The following is a 17558-nucleotide window of genomic DNA, read 5'->3' on the forward strand; positions in this document are numbered from 1 at the left end:
CAACCGTACTGACTTATCGACGCAACGGAGTCCCCGTGTCGCTGCCACCCCTGGTCGAGCCAGCTGCTGAGCTCACCGTCGACGAGGTCCGCAGGTACTCCCGCCACCTGATCATCCCTGATGTCGGGATGGACGGGCAGAAGCGGCTGAAGAACGCCAAGGTGCTGTGTGTGGGCGCCGGCGGCCTGGGTTCGCCGGCCCTGATGTACCTCGCCGCGGCCGGTGTCGGCACGCTCGGCATCGTGGAGTTCGACGAGGTCGACGAGTCGAACCTGCAGCGCCAGATCATCCACAGCCAGGCCGACATCGGCCGTTCCAAGGCCGAGTCCGCCAAGGACTCGGTGCTCGGCATCAACCCGTACGTGAACGTGGTCCTGCACGAAGAGCGGCTCGAGGCCGAGAACGTGATGGACATCTTCAGCCAGTACGACCTGATCGTCGACGGCACGGACAACTTCGCGACGCGGTACCTGGTCAACGATGCGTGCGTGCTGCTCAACAAGCCGTACGTCTGGGGCTCGATCTACCGCTTCGACGGCCAGGCGTCCGTCTTCTGGTCCGAGCACGGTCCCTGCTACCGCTGCCTCTACCCCGAGCCCCCGCCGCCGGGCATGGTCCCGAGCTGCGCCGAGGGCGGCGTCCTCGGTGTGCTCTGCGCGTCCATCGGCTCCATCCAGGTCAACGAGGCCATCAAGCTGCTCGCGGGCATCGGTGAGCCGCTGCTCGGCCGGCTGATGATCTACGACGCTCTGGAGATGCAGTACCGCCAGGTCAAGGTCCGCAAGGACCCGAACTGCGCGGTCTGCGGCGAGAACCCCACCGTCACCGAGCTCATCGACTACGAGGCCTTCTGCGGCGTCGTCTCCGAGGAGGCCCAGCAGGCGGCGGCCGGTTCGACGATCACTCCCAAGCAGCTCAAGGAGTGGATCGACGGCGGCGAGAGCATCGACATCATCGATGTCCGTGAGATCAACGAGTACGAGATCGTCTCGATCCCCGGTGCCAGGCTGATCCCGAAGAACGAGTTCCTGATGGGCACCGCCCTCCAGGACCTGCCCCAGGACAAGCGCATCGTCCTGCACTGCAAGACGGGTGTCCGCAGTGCGGAAGTCCTCGCGGTGCTCAAGTCCGCGGGCTTCGCGGACGCGGTGCACGTCGGCGGCGGCGTGATCGGCTGGGTAAACCAGATCGAGCCGGACAAGCCGATCTACTGAGATCCGCAGTGTGCGTCAGGGCCCTGGACCGGAGTGCCGGTCCGGGGCCCCTCGCCTGCTACGAGCACGTCGTGCCGTTCGCCGGGACCTTGCCGTTCAGCAGATACGCGTCCACGGCCTGCTGCACGCACTTGCTGCCGCCGTTGTACGCGCCGTGTCCCTGGCCCCGGTAGGTCAGCTCGATGCCCACTCCCTTGCCGAGGGCGTCGGCCATCGCCTTCGCCCCTTCGTACGGGGTCGCGGGGTCACCGGTGTTGCCGATGACGACGATCGGCGGTGCGCCGGGGGCGGAGACGTCGGGTGTGTCCCAGGTGCCGGGCACCGGCCACTCGGTGCAGCTCAGCAGCGCCCAGCCGAGGGAATCGCCGAAGACGGGGGACACCCGGCGGAACTCCGGCAGCTTCGCCTTCGTCTGCTCCAGGGTCCAGCGGTCCTTGTAGTCGACACAGTTGATGGCCTCGTTCGCCGCCATGATGTTGCTGTAGTGGCCGTTCTCGTCGCGCCCGTTCATCGAGTCGGCGAGCGCGAGCAGCAGCCCGCCGTTGCCGCCGTCGGCCTCGTCGAGACCCTGTTCCAGGTACTGCCAGTACTCCTTGGAGTACAGGGCCTGCACGATGCCGTTGGTGGCCTGGCTCTGGGTCAGCATCCGGTCGCCGCTGCCGGGGATCGGCTTCTTGTCGAGCGCCTGGAGGAGCGCCATGATCCAGGCTTCGATCTCCTTCGGAGTGGAGCCGGGCAGCAGGCACTTGTCGCCGCGGTTCACGCAGTCCTGGGCGAAGTTGTCGAGGGCCAGCTGGAAGCCCTTCGCCTGGCCCAGTGAGCCCTGTTCGGAGTTCTTGGTCGGGTCCACGACGGCGTCGAAGACCGCCCGGCCGACCTTCGTCGGATACAAGTGGGCGTAGACGCCGCCGAGTTCGGTGCCGTACGAAATGCCGAAGTAGTAGAGCTTCTCGTCGCCGAGGACCTGGCGCATCAGGTCCATGTCGCGGGCGGCGTTGAGGGTGCCGACGTGGGGCAGCTCGCCCCCGGACTTCTTCTTGCAGGCCGACGCGAAGGACTTCAGGCCGTCGGTGAAGGTCTTCTCCTCGGCGGCGTCGTCGGGCGTCGCGTCCTGTTCGTAGTACGCGTCGAGCTGCTTGTCGCTCTCGCACTCCACGGCCGCGCTGCGGCCGGCCCCGCGCGGGTCGAAGCTCACCAGGTCGTAACGGGTGCGCAGGCTTCCGTAGTCCGCCGCAGCGGGTGGCAGATTGGCGACACCGGAGACGCCGGGGCCGCCGAAGTTGAAGATGAGGGAGCCGATCCGCTTGGACTGGTCGCGGGCCTTGGCGCGGATGAGGGCGAGCTCGATGGTGTCGCCGTCCGGCTTCGCGTAGTCGCGGGGGGCGTCCATGAACGCGCACTCCCAGACGGTGCCGCCGGGCAGTGGCGACGGCGCGGTCCCGCCGCCCTCCGCCTCCGAGGGGGCCGGGCACTTCTGCCAGTCCAGCTTCTGGGATGCGAGGTCCTTCGTCCCGCCCTGATCCGTCTTGCCCTTGTCGCCGCTGTCGGAACAGCCGGCGGCAGCCAGCAGCACGGCGACACAGGAAGCGAGGGCGGCGGCGCGCAGGGCGGGGGAAGCGGTCGGCATGCGGCCATCGTGCGCCGCGGGTGCGGGCTGCGCCCGCGACGACGGTCCATGCGGGTGGTTCCCGTAGCCCGGTCTCCGCCCCGCACCCCGCGCGGGTGCCCCCGGCCCTACAGCGCTCCCCTGCGCGTCAGGTGGTTGAACGCGAACCACCCCGGCAGCACCGGCAGCCACAGCGTCATCATGCGGTACAGCAGCACCGCCGGCGCAGCGACTTCCTTCGGCACCCCCGCCACGATCAGACCGAAGGTCAGCGCACCCTCCACCGCACCCACACCGCCCGGCGTCGGCGCCGCCGACCCCAGCGCGTTGCCCGCGAGGAACACCACGGCGATGCTGGCGTAGCTCAGCGGCTGGTTGCCGTTGTCGAAGGCCCGGATCGACGCGTCAAGACACATCACGAACACGCCGGTCAGCAGCAGCATCCCGCCGATGCCGGTGATCAGCTTCATCGGCCGCTGCAGTACGTCGAGCATGCGCGGCACGACCCCGGCGAACAGCGAGCGCAGCCGCGTCGAGACGAACTTCCGCAGGAACGGGATCGCGGTCACGACCAGCACCAGCACGGCGACCGTCAGCAGACCCGCGATCACCGTCCTCGACGGGGTGAACGACGCCGTCCGCTCCGTACCGGTCAGATAGCCGAAGGCGAGCAGCAGCATGACGTGCGCGCCGAGCCCGAAGAGCTGCGAGGCGCCGACGCTCGCCACTGCGAGCCCGGGGCGTACCCCCGAGCGCTGCAGGAAGCGGGTGTTCAGCGCGACGCCGCCGACCGCCGCCGGGGCGACGATCTTGACGAAGGATCCGGCGACCTGCGCGACGACGGTCCGCAGGAACCCCACCCGCTCGGGCACGAAGCCCAGCAGGCTCATCGCCGCCGCGAAATAGCTGAGCGCCGAGAAGGCGACCGCGGCCGCCACCCAGCCCCAGTGGGCCTGGCCGAAGACCGTGCCGAAGTCGATGCCCGCGAGCTGCGAGAGCAGGAAGTACGCGGCGACCGCGCCCGCGATCAAGCTGACGAGCGTCCGCGGCCTGATCCGCTCCAGACGGACCGGCTCGACCGGCGCCTGCGGCCTGATCAGCAGCATCTGGGCGCGGATCTGGGAGAGCAGATCCTCCTCGCGCGCCTCGTCCATGGCCACGTCCATGGCCTTCTTGTCGGCCTGCTTCTCCGCGCGTTCGGTCTTGCGTACGACCTTGGGGTCGGCGTGGGCCTCTTCCGTACGGGCCCGCTTGGCGGCGGCCGACGCCTCAAGGACGGCCTCGCGCTCGCGCTGGGACCGCTCGCGCGCCAGCCTGCGCAGCGTCGCCCGGGTCGACCGGCTGAGCGCGATGGGCTGGAGCAGCGGCAGACAGTCGGCGACCTGGTCCGGGCCGAGCACCTCCACCGCGATGGCCACCGCGCGTTCGGCGCCGACGCGCAGGCCGATCGTGGTGAGCAGCTGCGCGATGTCCATACGCAGCACCACATCGCCCGCCGCGATCTCGCCGCCGCGCAGATCCGTCAGGATCACCTTGCCGGAACGATCCACCAGAATCGCGTCGCCGGTCAGCCGACGGTGCGCGATGCGCCTGGACTGGAGCGCCTTCACCTGCCGCCAGGCCCCGCGCACGACGTCGTCGGTGACCTCGTCGTCGTCCAGGGAGTCGAGTGAACGGCCGCCCAGGTGCTCGTAGACCAGCATCACGGCGTCAGGACCGAGCTCGGAGGTGGCGATCAGCTTCGGGGCATTGGCTCCGGCCGCGATCGCCGCGTACGCGAGCAGCGCCTCTTGTTCCAGTGCCTGGCGCAGTGACTGGATGGAGCGGCGGGTGGTGATGGAGCGCAGCGTCAGCCGCCGCCACACGCGGTAGAAGAAGCCCTGCGCCTGCTGCTCGCGGTCGACGACGGTGACATCGAGCGGCGAGCCCTCCTCCAGCGTGACCAGATAGCGGCGGCCGCGGTCGCCCTGTTCGGCGGAGTCGGGGATGTCCTCGGCCCGCATGGCGGTGACGGGGCGGAAACCGACATGGCGCAGACCGGCCAGGAGGGTCTGGCCGGTGGGGCGTACGTTCGGCGAGCCGACGGCGTACAGCGTTCCGTAGGCCACGGTCCAGCCGAGCAGCACGGTGAGGATGATCGAGAACGGTGTTGTGTACCCGGCGACCAGCATCGCGAAGGCGTCGAGCAGCAGCACCACCCACAGGACCACGCGCCATCGCGGTCTTCGGGACATTCCGACAGCTGTCATATAGGCGATGACGGGCGCGAGATATCCGTGAACGGGATCGGTGAGCCCACCGCCGGACTGCGCCTGCGTCAGGGCTTCCTGGAGTGTGCCGGGCGCGGCCCTGGCGACCCAGAGGTCGGTGGCGAGGGTGGCTCCGTGCGCCAGCACGGCGGCGAGGACGCCGTCCGCGATCCGCAGTCCGTCGCGCTTGATCAGCCGCTCGATGGCGAAGGCGACCGGTACGAGCAGTACGGCGATGCTGGACACCAGACCGGCGATCTTGACGAACAGGTCGGGTGCCTGCTCGGTGCCCTTGCCGATGTCCTGTGCGAGGCCGGTGGTGGTGCCCTGCGCGAAGGCAGCGACGGCAAGTACGACGGCGATCGCGAGGATGCCGATGAGCAGGCGCATCAGATCGGAGGGGCGGTGGACGCGGGCGGCGAGCAGAGGCTCGTCCCCGGAGACGCGGTCGACGCCGACGACGTCGGTCACCTCGGCTGCGTCTGCTGCGTCTGCCGCGTCTGCCGTGTCTGCCACGTCGGCCGCTTTGTCCCCGGCTGCGGCCGCGGGCTGGTCGGCTGCCTTGTCCGCTGCCTTCTCCGTGGCTGCCTTGTCGGCTGTCTTGTCCGCGGCGGCATCGGCCGCTTTTCCGGCCCCCGCCCGGTCGCTCGCGTCCGGCTGCGGAACGGGCGCGTCCGGGTACGACTCGGCCTCAGGGGTGCTTGCCACCTTCGGAGGCTGCACGTCCTGCTCCTTCGCCGTCTCGGTCTCTTCTTGATCTCGTATCACCAGTCACCGCCCGCATGATGGTGGCACGACCCGACGACAGAGGGGGGCATCAGGGTGTATCGCGGGGGCGCGAGGTGCGTGAGATGCGTCCCTTTGCCTCCAGGCGCCGGCCCCGTGCGAGGTGCCTGCTGCCCGGGGCGTTGTCGGTGGCGTGCGGCAGGATGGACCGGATGGAAGAGCTGCCGGAGTACGCGGAGCGGGTGCTCGAGGTCGCCGAGCTGATCCCGCCGGGCCGCGTGATGACGTACGGCGACATAGCCGAGTGGCTCGACGAGGGTGGCCCGAGGCAGGTCGGCCGCGTCATGGCGCTGTACGGCGGCGGAGTGCCCTGGTGGCGCGTGGTGCGTGCGGACGGCACACTGCTGCCCGGCCATGAGCTGAGCGCGCTTGCGCAGTACCGCACGGAGGGGACGCCCCTGCGCGAGGCGGCACGGAGCGCCGACAGCCATGTGCCGCGCCTCGACATGAAGCGGGCGCGATGGGACGGCGGCGAGGGTGCCGACGACAGCGCTCACATATGACAGCTTCCGCCAAACGGGGGCTGCACGGGGAATCGGACGACCGTACGGAGTACCGGGACTACACGCGGTACTCGAAGGACTCCCTGCGTCCCCGCCCTGCGCTGGCGTAGCGTCGTCAGCCCGCGGCACGAACCGCTCCATCACTACCAGCACACCCACCAGGACCGGCGATCCACGTGAGCTCCTCCTCCACCAGCGGGCGTACGCCGTACCAGCAACAGGTACGGCAGGGGGTTCCCCCACGCCCGCAGGGGCGTAGAGGGCGGAACCCCGGCGCGTACCGACTGGTGCGTACCCCGCCGGGCCCGGTGGATCCTCCTCTCCTGGACGCAACTCAGCGCGCTGTGGTTGACCACGATCACGGTCCGTTGCTCGTTCTGGCAGGTCCGGGCACCGGCAAGACCACCACGCTGGTCGAGGCGGTCGCCGCGCGGGTGGCCAAGGGGGCGGATCCGGAGCGGATTCTGGTGCTCACCTTCAGCCGCAAGGCGGCGGTGGAACTGCGCGACCGGATGGCGCTCCGGCTCGGTGGTACGAAGGGACCGCAGGCGACGACCTTCCACTCCTTCTGTTACGCACTGGTCCGCGCGCACCAGGACGCCGACCTGTTCTCCGAGCCGCTGCGGCTGCTGTCCGGTCCCGAGCAGGACGTCGCCGTACGCGAACTGCTCGCGGGTCAGCTCGACCTGGAGGCCCAGGGACTCGCACGCAGCGAGTGGCCGGACGAGCTGCGGGCCTGCCTGACGACGCGCGGCTTCGCCGACGAGGTCCGTGCGGTGCTCGCCCGGAGCCGTGAACTGGGCCTGGGCCCCGACTCCCTGGCCCGCTTCGCGGCCCGCACCGGCCGCCCCGACTGGGGGGCGGCCGCCTCGTTCCTCGCCGAGTATCTGGACGTCCTGGACATGCAGGGCGTGCTCGACTACGCGGAACTGGTGCACCGGGCGGTGCTGCTGGCGGAGCGACTGCCGTACGGGTTTCCCTATGACGCGGTGTTCGTGGACGAGTACCAGGACACGGACCCGGCCCAGGTACGGCTGCTCCAGGCCCTGGCGGGAAGGGGCCGCACGCTGGTCGCCTTCGGCGACCCGGACCAGTCGATCTACGCCTTCCGCGGCGCGGACGTGAACGGCATCCTCGACTTCCCGGACGCCTTCCGGCACGCGGACGGCAGCCCGGCGGGGGTGGCCGTGCTGACGACGTCCCGCCGCAGCGGGTCGGACCTGCTGGCCGCGACCCGCCTGCTCACCCGCAGGATGCCGCTGCCCCGCCTCCCGTCGGAGAAGGTCCGGGCGCACCGGGAACTGGGCGCGGTCCGCGAGGGCGGCCGGATCGAGACGTACACCTACCCGACGGCCTCCACGGAACTCGACAACATCGCGGACATCCTGCGCCGGGCCCACCTGGAGGAGGGCGTCCCCTGGAACGAGATGGCGGTCCTGGTCCGCGCGGGCGGCCGCACGATCCCCTCGGTCCGCCGCGCCCTGACATCGGCGGGCGTCCCCCTGGACGTGGACGGCGACGACGTCCCACTCCGCCACGAACCGGCGGTCTCACCCCTGCTGACGGCCCTGCGCGCGGTTGCGGAGGCGGCGACGGGGCGGCAGGGGGCTGAGGGGCCGGGCGCGGACGCGGCTGGGCCGACCGAGGCCGGAAGGGGCGCATCGGCCGAGGCGGGCCGTGAGGCCGCCGAAGGAGCCGCGGGCGAGAGCCCCGCCGCCGGCACGTCGCCGGACGGCGGGGCCGCCGACGGTCGCGACGCCGCGCCCGAGGCGCGCGGCGAAGCCGCCGCGCAATCCGCCGGGGGCGAAGCCGCCACGTCCCCCGGGGAGTCCGGGGGGCTCGCCCCCCGGTTTCGGGAAGGGGCGGGACAGGGGAACAATCCCCACCCCGACCCGGGCGCACCATCCGCCGGAGGCGAAGGCGAAGCCCCCCTACCCACGGCCGGGGAGCCAGCGAGGTCGGCGGAGCCCGCGGCATCCACCCCCTGGCTCCGCACCGAGACCGCCCTCGCCCTTCTCGCCTCGCCCCTCGGCGGCATGGACACCGCCGACCTCCGCCGCCTCGGCCGCGCCCTCCGCGACGAGGAGCGCGCCGGTGGCAACCGCGTGCCCCCGCCCTCCGACGAGCTCCTCGCCCGCGCCCTCGCCGAGCCCGAGCGGCTCGTCGCGCACGACCCCGCGTACGCTCGCGGCGCGCAGCGGCTCGGCGGGCTCCTGCGCAAGGCGCGCGAGCTCCTCGAGGGCGGCGGCACCGCCGAAGAGGCCCTGTGGGAGCTGTGGGCCGGCGCCCCCTGGCCGCAGCGCCTGGAACGCGCCGCCCTCCGCGGCGGCGCCGCCGGCCGCAATGCCGACCGGGACCTCGACGCCGTGTGCGCACTCTTCGACACGGCCGCCCGCGCCGAAGAGCGCACCGGCGGCCGTGGTGCGCTCAACTTCCTCGAAGAGATCGAGGCCCAGGACATCGCCGCCGACACCCTCTCCAAGAGAGAGGTCCGCCCCGACGCCGTACGCCTGATGACCGCCCACCGTTCCAAGGGCCTCGAGTGGAGCCTCGTCGTCGCGGCGGGCGTACAGGAGGGCCTGTGGCCCGACCTCCGCCGCCGCGGCTCCCTCCTGGAGGCCGACCGCATCGGCCGCGACGGCCTCGCCGAACCGCTCACCCCCGGCGCCCTCCTCGCCGAGGAGCGCCGGCTCTTCTACGTGGCGGCCACCCGCGCCCGCGACCGCCTCGTCGTCACCGCCGTCAAGGCACCCGCCGACGACGGCGACCAGCCCTCCCGCTTCCTCACCGAACTCGGCGTCGAGCCCAGGGACATCACCGGCCGCCCCCGCCGCCCGCTCGCCGTCGCCGCGCTCGTCGCCGAACTGCGCGCCACCACAGTGGACCCGCAGGCAACCCCCGCCCTGCGTGACGCCGCCGCCCGCCGTCTCGCCCGCCTCGCCGCGCTCACGGACGACGAGGGCCAGCCGCTCGTGCCCGCCGCGCACCCCTACCGCTGGTGGGGCCTGTACGAGCCGACGCACAGCCGACTGCCCCTGCGCGACCGGAACGAGCCCGTCACCCTCTCCGGCAGCGCACTGGACCAGCTCGCCAACACCTGCGCCCTCCAGTGGTTCCTGGGCCGCGAGGTCAAGGCGGACGCCCCCGCCACCGCCGCCCAGGGCTTCGGCAATGTCGTGCACGTACTGGCCGACGAGGTGGCGTCCGGACAGACCCCCGCCGATCTGGCGGTCCTCATGGAGCGCCTCGACTCGGTCTGGAACGCGCTGGTTTTCGACGCCCCATGGAAGTCCAAGCAGGAGAAGGAGCACGCGCGCGTGGCGCTCGAACGCTTCCTGCGCTGGCATGTCATGGACCGCGGCGGCCGTGTCCCCGCCGCGACCGAGCACGGCTTCGACGTGACGCTGGAGGCCGGTGACTACGAAGTACGCATCCGGGGCTCCATGGACCGCGTCGAGCAGGACGCCGAAGGACGCGCGTACGTCGTCGACTTCAAGACCGGCAAGCAGACCCCGACCCGCGACGAGGTCGCCCGCCACCCCCAACTCGCCGTCTACCAGCTCGCCGTGCGCGAGGGCGCCCTCGACGAGGCCTTCGACGGCCGCCGCCCCGAGCCGGGCGGCGCCGAGCTTGTACAGCTGCGTCAGGCCGCCGCCAAGAAGGAGGGCGGCGAGGACCTCCCCAAGATCCAGGCGCAGGAGCCGCTGGCGGGGGAGTGGGTCGGCGAGCTGCTCGCCACCGCCGCGGGCCGCGTACTCGACGAGCGCTTCACGCCCTCCGCCGGGCAGCACTGCACCCACTGCGCGTTCCGTGCGTCATGCAGCGCACAGCCGGAAGGCCGCCAGATAGTGGAGTGAGCGGCGCTGTGACGCGGGTCACGCAGGCCGTGCCACGGAACCACGTGATCGGCGAGGAGAAGTACATGGCGGCCAAGCGGAAGTGCCTGGTTATGGCGGTGGTCTGCGCGACCACGATCGCCGGACTCGCGGCCTGCTCCACCGGCGGCGGGCTCAAAGCCGAGAGCGGCGCCGAGAAGATCGGGAAGAAGGACGCGGTGGCCGCCGCGACCACGAAGGCTTCGGATGACCCGTTCGGCGGTCTCAGCGCCGACCAGATCGCCGACAAGGCCGTCGCTGCCACCAAGTCCGCACACTCCATCCGGATGGTGGGCAAGGTCACCGGCGACGGCGAGCTGCTGACCGTCGACTTCGCGGTGGACGACAAGGATTCCTGCACCGGCAAGATCGGGATGAAGGGCGGCAACGCCGAGCTTCTCCAGGTCGACAAGGTCATGTACATCAAGGGCGACGACGCGTTCTGGAAGGCCTCGCTCGGTGGGCAGGCCGACGGCGTCACCGAGCTTCTGAAGGGCCGCTGGATGAAGGTGCCGCAGGGCAGCTCCACCAGCATGGAGGGGGTCTGCGATCTCAAGGCGATGATCGCCGACATGGACAAGGACAGGTCGGAGCGCCAGGGCATGACCAGGGGGCCCGATGCCGCGGTGGGCGGCAAGCCCGTGGCGACCTTGGTGAAGAAGAAGCCCAGCGGCGAGACGCTCACCCTGTACGTCGCCAAGCAGGGCGAGCCGTATCTGCTCAAGGTCGTCAAGAAAGGCGGCGTCGAGCCGGGCGCGCTGACGCTCTCGGACTACAACAAGCCGGTGAAGGCCGTGGCCCCGCCGCCCGACGAGGTCGTGGACGTGGACAACCTGGGCTCGGCCGTCGCGGCAGGCGCCCGCTCCGGCTCAGGTGCCCGCTCCGACTCAGGCACGCGCTCCGACAGAGGCCGCTCCGGGGCCGGTTCCGGCCCAGGTTCGGGAGCCGGACGCCGCTGAGGCCGATGGGGGCCATGGCTGTCAGTGGTCCCCATTAGCCTCACTGGGGTGACCGCACGTATCAACGACCCCGAGCAGCTCAAGGAGCTCCTCGGTATCCCCTTCACCCCGGAGCAGACGGCCTGCATCACCGCGCCGCCCGCCCCGCAGGTCATCGTGGCCGGAGCCGGGTCGGGGAAGACGACGGTCATGGCCGCGCGCGTGGTGTGGCTCGTGGGGACCGGCCAGGTCGCCCCCGAGCAAGTCCTCGGTCTCACCTTCACCAACAAGGCGGCGGGCGAGCTCGCCGAGCGTGTCCGCACCGCGCTCGTACGGGCCGGGGTGACGGACCCCGACATCATCGACCCGGACAACCCGCCGGGAGAGCCGCGCATCTCCACGTACCACGCCTTCGCCGGACAGCTCCTGACCGATCACGGGCTGCGGATCGGCCTGGAGCCGACGGCCCGATTGCTCGCCGACGCCACCCGCTACCAGCTCGCCGCGCGCGTGCTGCGCGAGGCGCCGGGCCCGTATCCCTCGCTGACCAAGTCCTTTCCCTCCCTGGTCAGCGATCTGCTGGCGCTCGACGCCGAGCTCGCGGAGCATCTCGTACGTCCCGAGCAGCTTGCCGCGTACGACGTGGAACTGCTGCGCACGCTGGAGAACGCCCGGCTCAGCAACGCCGAGCTGCGCAAGGTCCCGGAGGCCGCGGCGGCCCGCCGTGAGCTGCTCGATCTGACCGTCCGCTACCGCGAGGCCAAACGTGCCCGCGATCTCCTCGACTTCGGCGACCAGATCGCGCTCTCCGCCGAGCTCGCGCTGACGCGGCCCGAGGTCGGGACGATCCTGCGGGACGAGTTCCGGGTCGTCCTGCTCGACGAGTACCAGGACACGTCGGTGGCTCAACGGCTGCTCCTGTCCGGCCTGTTCGGCCAGGGCACCGGCCATGCCGTGACCGCAGTCGGCGACCCCTGCCAGGCCATCTACGGCTGGCGCGGGGCCTCCGTCGCCAACCTCGACGACTTCCCGGCGCACTTCGCGCACGCCGACGGTCCCCCTGGGCCTGGCGGCCCGGGAGGTGCCCCCAGCCCCGCCACCCGCTTCTCGCTCAGCGAGAACCGCCGCAGCGGCGGCCGGCTGCTGCACCTCGCCAACGGCCTGGCCGAACCCCTGCGCGCGATGCACGCGGGCGTGGAGGCGCTGCGCCCCGCGCCCGGCGCCGAGCGGGACGGATCCGTGCGCATCGCCCTCCTCGACACCCACACCCAGGAGATCGAATGGCTCGCCGACTCGATCGCCCACCTGGTGCGTACGGGCAAGGAGCCCGGCGAGATCGCGGTCCTGTGCCGTACGGCGGGTGACTTCCCCGAGATCCAGGGCGCGCTGGTCGCCCGGGACATCCCCGTGGAGGTCGTCGGCCTGTCCGGGCTGCTGCACCTCCCGGAGGTCGCCGACCTGGTGGCGGTGTGCGAAGTCCTCCAGGACCCGGGAGCCAATGCCTCGCTCGTACGACTGCTGACCGGACCGCGCTGGCGTATCGGCCCGCGCGACCTGGCGCTGCTGGGCCGCCGGGCCAGGCTGCTCGTCCACCGCACCCCGGCCGACGGCACGGACCCGGACGAACGGCTGGCCGCGGCCGTCGAGGGCACCGACCCGGCCGAGGTCATCTCGCTCGCCGACGCCCTGGACACCTTCCTTGAGTCGGCGGGCGGCGAGCACGACGACCTGCCCTTCTCCGCGGAGGCCCGGGTCCGTTTCGCCCGCCTCGCCGCGGAACTGCGCGACCTGCGACGCTCGCTGGCCGACCCGCTGATGGACGTCCTGCACCGCGTCCTGGCCACCACCGGCCTGGAGGTCGAACTCTCCGCGTCCCCGCACGCCCTGGCCGCCCGCCGCCGGGAGACCCTCGCCAACTTCCTGGACACAGCGGCCGGTTTCGCGGCGCTGGACGGGGAGGCCACACTGCTTGCCTTCCTCGCCTTCCTCCGTACGGCCGCCCAGTACGAGAAGGGCCTCGACAACGCCCTGCCGGGCGGCGAGAACACCGTCAAGGTCCTCACGGCCCACAAGTCCAAGGGCCTGGAGTGGGACGTCGTGGTGGTCCCCGGCCTGGTCACCAAGCACTTCCCGAACGACCAGGCGCGCGAGGCCTGGACCTCCCAGTCCAAGGTCCTGCCGCACGCGCTCCGCGGCGACGCGGGCACGCTTCCGGACGTGCCGTCCTGGGACGCGAGGGGCCTCAAGGCCTTCAAGGACGCCATGAAGGACCACCAGCACACGGAGGAACTGCGCCTGGGCTACGTCACGTTCACCCGCCCCCGCTCCCTGCTGCTGGGCTCGGCCCACTGGTGGGGCCCGACCCAGAAGCGGCGACGGGGTCCGTCGGCGTTCCTGCAGGCGCTGTACGACCACTGCGCGGAGGGCTTCGGCGAGATCGAGGTCTGGGCGGACGAACCGGAGGAGGACGCGGAGAACCCGTGCCTGCACGAGTCGACGCAGGACCACGCCTGGCCGCTCCCCCTTGACCCGACGTCGCTGTCCCGCCGCCGCGAGGCGGCGGACAAGGTGCTGTCACACCTGGACGCGCTGACGCTGCTTCCGGCCGAGCCGGCCGAGCCGGCCGAGCCGGATGAACCGGAGGAGCTGGAGGAGCCGGAGGACCAGGACTGGGAGCCTTGGGACGACGAGCCGCCATGGGACGAGGACGCCCCGGAGCCGGAGTGGGAGCAGGACGCTCCGCAGGCTGACCTGCCGCACCAGCGCCGCGAAGCCGGCGCTTCCGGGAGTGTGGGGGCGTCAGCCCCCACGTCCCCCTCCCCCGGGTTCCGGGGCGGAGCCCCGGTTTCGGGAAGGGGCGGGGTGGGGGAGGAGGCAACCCCCGAAGACGCCCGCACCATCGCCTCCTGGGACCGCGACCTCACCGCCCTCACCGGCGAACTCCGCCGCACCCGCGCCACCGTCCGCGACGTACCCCTGCCGCCCTCCCTCTCCGCCTCCCAGCTCATGCGTCTCGCCGCCGACCCCGACGGCTTCGCCCAGGAGCTGGCGCGCCCCATGCCCCGCCCCCCGCAGCGCGCCGCCCGCCGGGGCACCCGGTTCCACGCCTGGGTGGAGTCGCGGTTCGAGGAGCTGCCGCTCCCGATGCTCGGCCCGGACGAGCTCCCCGGGGGCGAGGCCGACGACCCCGAGATCGTGGACGAGCGCGATCTGACCGCGCTCAAGGAGGCGTTCGAGCGCACGCCGTACGCCCGCCGCACCCCCTACCGCGTGGAGTCGCCGTTCCAGATCACCCTCGCGGGCCGCGTGATCCGGGGCCGTATCGACGCCGTCTACCGCGAGCAGGACGGCACGTACGAGATCGTCGACTGGAAGACCAGCCGCACACGCACCGCGGACCCCCTCCAGCTCGCCATCTACCGCCTCGCCTGGGCCGAGCAGCACGATCTCCCACTCGAAGCCGTCAACGCCGCGTTCGTCTACGTCCGCAGCGGCGAGATCGCGCGCCCCACCGCCCTCCCCGGCCGCGCCCAGCTGGAGCGCATCCTGCTGGGCGAGACGGCCGACGAGGCAGCCGCCGAGGCCCGTTAGGCTCAAGTGCATGAGCGACACCCCGGACAGCGCCGTCCGTACGTACATCGAGCAGCACCGCGCAGCCTTCCTCGACGACCTCGCCGACTGGCTGCGCATCCCGTCCGTGTCGGCCCAGCCCGACCACGCGGCGGACGTACGGCGCAGTGCCGACTGGCTCGCGGCCAAGCTCAAGGAGACCGGCTTCCCGGTCACCGAGGTATGGCCCACACCCGGCGCCCCCGCGGTCTTCGCCGAGTGGCCGTCCGGCGACCAGGACGCGCCCACCGTGCTCGTCTACGGCCACCACGACGTCCAGCCCGCCGCCCGCGAGGACGGCTGGCACAGCGACCCCTTCGAGCCGCTGATCACTGACGGCCGGATGTACGGGCGGGGCGCGGCCGACGACAAGGGCCAGGTCTTCTTCCACACTCTGGGTGTACGGGCCCACCTCGCCGCCACCGGCCGCACCGCCCCCGCGGTCAACCTCAAGCTGCTGATCGAGGGCGAGGAGGAGTCGGGTTCGCCGAACTTCCGCGCACTTGTCGAGGCCAATGCCGCCCGCCTCTCCTCCGATGCCGTGATCGTCTCGGACACCGGTATGTGGTCGGAGACGACCCCCACCGTCTGCACCGGCATGCGGGGCCTCGTGGACTGCGAGATCGATCTGTACGGCCCGGACCAGGACATCCACTCCGGCTCCTTCGGCGGCGCGGTCCCGAACCCGGCCACCGTCGCCGCCCGCATCGTCGCGGCGCTGCACGACGCCGACGAGCAGGTGACGATCCCGGGCTTCTACGACGGCATCGCGCCGCTCACCGACGCCGAACGCGAGCTGCTCGCCGAACTGCCCTTCGACGAGGCGGACTGGCTGAAAACCGCCAAGTCGTACGGCACCCTTGGCGAGGCCGGGTACTCGACGCTGGAGCGCATCTGGGCCCGTCCGACCGCCGAGCTCAACGGCATCGGCGGCGGCTACCAGGGCCCCGGCGGCAAGACGATCATCCCGTCGTCAGCGCAGCTGAAGCTCACGTTCCGGATGGTCGCGGGACAGGATCCGGACACGATCGAGAAGGCCGTCGACGCCTGGGTCGCGGCCCGCGTCCCGGCCGGAATCCGCCACGAGATCCGCTTCGCCGCCTCGACCCGCCCCTGTCTGACCCCGCTGGACCACCCCGCCCTCCAGTCGGTCATACGGGCCATGAGCCGCGCCTTCGACGGGGAGAAGATCCGCTTCACGCGCGAGGGCGGCTCGGGACCCGCCGCGGACCTTCAGGACGTCCTGGAGACTCCCGTGCTGTTCCTCGGCATCTCCGTACCGTCCGACGGCTGGCACGCCCCCAACGAGAAGGTCGAACTGGACCTGCTCGTCAAGGGCGTGGAGACAACCGCCCACCTGTGGGGCGACCTCGCCGAAGCCCTGCGGTGAACTCCGCTGAACCGACACTCAATCCACCCGGGGGAGTTGGAAATACCGTGAGCACCAACAGCTACGCCACCGCGGACCGCCCGATCGGTCTCACCGCGCCGACCGGCATCGACCGCGAGGCGCATCACCGTCTCGACGAGGCATGGCTCGCGGCGGCGTGGAGCCACCCCACAACCCGTGTCTTCGTCGTCTCAGGCGGGCAGGCGCTGATCGACGACACCCCCGACGGCCGTACGGAACTGGTCATGACCCCGGCCTTCGAGGCCCCGGTCACCGAGACCCACCGCTACTTCCTGGGCACCGACGAAGAGGGCGTGCGCTACTTCGCGCTCCAGAAGGACGCGCTGCCCGGGCGCATGGACCAGTCGGCCCGTCCCGCGGGCCTGCGCGAAGCCGGACTGCTGCTCTCGCCGCGTGACGCGGGCCTGCTGGTGCACGCGGTCGCGCTGGAGAACTGGCAGCGGCTGCACCGCTTCTGCTCACGCTGCGGCGAGCGCACGGTCATCGCGGCCGCGGGCCACATCCGCCGCTGCCCGGCCTGCGGAGCAGAGCACTACCCCCGTACCGACCCGGCCGTGATCATGCTCGTCACCGACGAGGAGGACCGCGCGCTGCTGGGCCGCCAGGTGCACTGGCCCGAGGGACGCTTCTCCACACTCGCGGGCTTCGTCGAGCCGGGCGAGTCGATCGAGCAGTCGGTGCGCCGGGAGGTCTTCGAGGAGGCGGGCGTCACGGTCGGCGACGTCGAGTACATCGCCAGCCAGCCCTGGCCCTTCCCCTCCAGCCTGATGCTCGGCTTTATGGCGCGGGCGACGTCCTCGGAGATCAACGTGGACGGCGAGGAGATCCACGAGGCGCGCTGGTTCTCCCGGGAAGACCTGCGGGCCGCCTTCGAGTCCGGGGAGGTGCTGCCTCCCTACGGGATCTCGATTGCGGCCCGCCTGGTCGAGCTCTGGTACGGAAAGCCGTTGCCCAAGCCCGGTGAGGTCGGCTGAGAGCTCGGCGGCTCAGACGCCGATCTTCTGCTTGACCTGGGCCAGCGAGGGGTTGGTCAGCGTCGAACCGTCCGGGAAGAGCACGGTCGGGACGGTCTGATTGCCCCCGTTGGCCTTCTCGACAAAGGCCGCGGACTGCGGGTCCTGCTCGATGTTGATCTCGGTGTACGTGATGCCTTCGCGGTCCATCTGGCTCTTCAGCCGACGGCAGTAGCCGCACCACGTGGTGCTGTACATCGTCACAGTGCCCTGCATCGTCTCTCGTGCTCCTCTGTCTCGCAGTGCCGTCCGTCTTGCTCGATGCGTCTTCGCACCGGGTACTTGAACGTATGTGACCTGGCCACCATTCCCGCATTAGTACGACTGCCCCCGGCTCGCTGTGGACAACGGCCA

At 71.5% G+C, this 17558-nt stretch carries 10 protein-coding genes; 7 read left to right on the forward strand and 3 right to left on the reverse strand.

Features of this window, described 5'->3' with window-relative positions; all coding sequences use genetic code 11:
* Positions 1-35: 35 nt before the first annotated feature.
* Positions 36-1214: an adenylyltransferase/sulfurtransferase MoeZ gene (gene moeZ, locus ABZS64_RS21505; protein WP_355831810.1), complete on the forward strand. Its 1179-nt coding sequence runs from the start codon at positions 36-38 to the stop codon at positions 1212-1214.
* Positions 1215-1272: 58 nt separating this feature from the next.
* Here moeZ and ABZS64_RS21510 read toward each other — a convergent pair whose 3' ends face one another.
* Both ABZS64_RS21510 and ABZS64_RS21515 read right to left on the reverse strand, forming a co-directional pair.
* Entirely contained in the window at positions 1273-2841 is a 1569-nt protein-coding gene (locus tag ABZS64_RS21510) for an alpha/beta hydrolase (protein ID WP_355831812.1), read from the reverse strand.
* A gap of 107 nt (positions 2842-2948) precedes the next feature.
* Complete coding sequence (locus tag ABZS64_RS21515; RefSeq protein WP_355831815.1) at positions 2949-5792, reverse strand: lysylphosphatidylglycerol synthase domain-containing protein; 2844 nt, start codon at positions 5790-5792, stop codon at positions 2949-2951.
* Between the two features lie 215 nt (positions 5793-6007).
* Between ABZS64_RS21515 and ABZS64_RS21520 the strand changes: the two genes are divergently transcribed.
* The 6 genes from ABZS64_RS21520 (at position 6008) to nudC (ending at position 17165) form a co-directional block, all read left to right on the forward strand.
* A complete protein-coding gene (locus ABZS64_RS21520; protein ID WP_355831818.1) occupies positions 6008-6358 on the forward strand; it encodes an MGMT family protein in 351 nt (116 codons plus the stop codon).
* Between the two features lie 176 nt (positions 6359-6534).
* The gene (locus tag ABZS64_RS21525; protein ID WP_355831820.1) at positions 6535-10215 is read left to right on the forward strand and encodes a UvrD-helicase domain-containing protein; all 3681 of its coding nucleotides are present in this window, start codon (positions 6535-6537) and stop codon (positions 10213-10215) included.
* Positions 10216-10223: 8 nt separating this feature from the next.
* Positions 10224-11192 (forward strand): hypothetical protein, encoded by a 969-nt coding sequence (locus tag ABZS64_RS21530; protein ID WP_355831822.1) that lies wholly within the window; start codon positions 10224-10226, stop codon positions 11190-11192.
* A gap of 48 nt (positions 11193-11240) precedes the next feature.
* Positions 11241-14762 (forward strand): ATP-dependent DNA helicase, encoded by a 3522-nt coding sequence (locus tag ABZS64_RS21535; protein WP_355831825.1) that lies wholly within the window; start codon positions 11241-11243, stop codon positions 14760-14762.
* 10 nt (positions 14763-14772) lie between these two features.
* Positions 14773-16170, forward strand: a complete 1398-nt coding sequence (locus tag ABZS64_RS21540; RefSeq protein WP_355831827.1) for a dipeptidase — start codon at positions 14773-14775, stop codon at positions 16168-16170.
* Positions 16171-16217: 47 nt separating this feature from the next.
* On the forward strand, positions 16218-17165 hold the full coding sequence (nudC, locus tag ABZS64_RS21545) for an NAD(+) diphosphatase (protein WP_355831830.1): 948 nt from the start codon (positions 16218-16220) through the stop codon (positions 17163-17165).
* Between the two features lie 12 nt (positions 17166-17177).
* Here nudC and ABZS64_RS21550 read toward each other — a convergent pair whose 3' ends face one another.
* Complete coding sequence (locus tag ABZS64_RS21550) at positions 17178-17420, reverse strand: mycoredoxin (protein ID WP_355831833.1); 243 nt, start codon at positions 17418-17420, stop codon at positions 17178-17180.
* Between the last annotated feature and the right edge of the window lie 138 nt (positions 17421-17558).

It is taken from the genome of Streptomyces sp. NPDC005408 (assembly GCF_040606445.1).
In the GTDB taxonomy this organism is placed as follows: domain Bacteria; phylum Actinomycetota; class Actinomycetes; order Streptomycetales; family Streptomycetaceae; genus Streptomyces.

Bases quoted from the DNA above. Each gene is read 5' to 3' on its own strand.
- ABZS64_RS21510 (WP_355831812.1), bottom strand. From the start codon at position 2,841: ATGCCGACCGCTTCCCCCGCCCTGCGCGCCGCCGCCCTCGCTTCCTGT.
- ABZS64_RS21520 (WP_355831818.1), top strand. From the start codon at position 6,008: ATGGAAGAGCTGCCGGAGTACGCGGAGCGGGTGCTCGAGGTCGCCGAG.
- ABZS64_RS21540 (WP_355831827.1), top strand. From the start codon at position 14,773: ATGAGCGACACCCCGGACAGCGCCGTCCGTACGTACATCGAGCAGCAC.
- ABZS64_RS21550 (WP_355831833.1), bottom strand. From the start codon at position 17,420: ATGCAGGGCACTGTGACGATGTACAGCACCACGTGGTGCGGCTACTGC.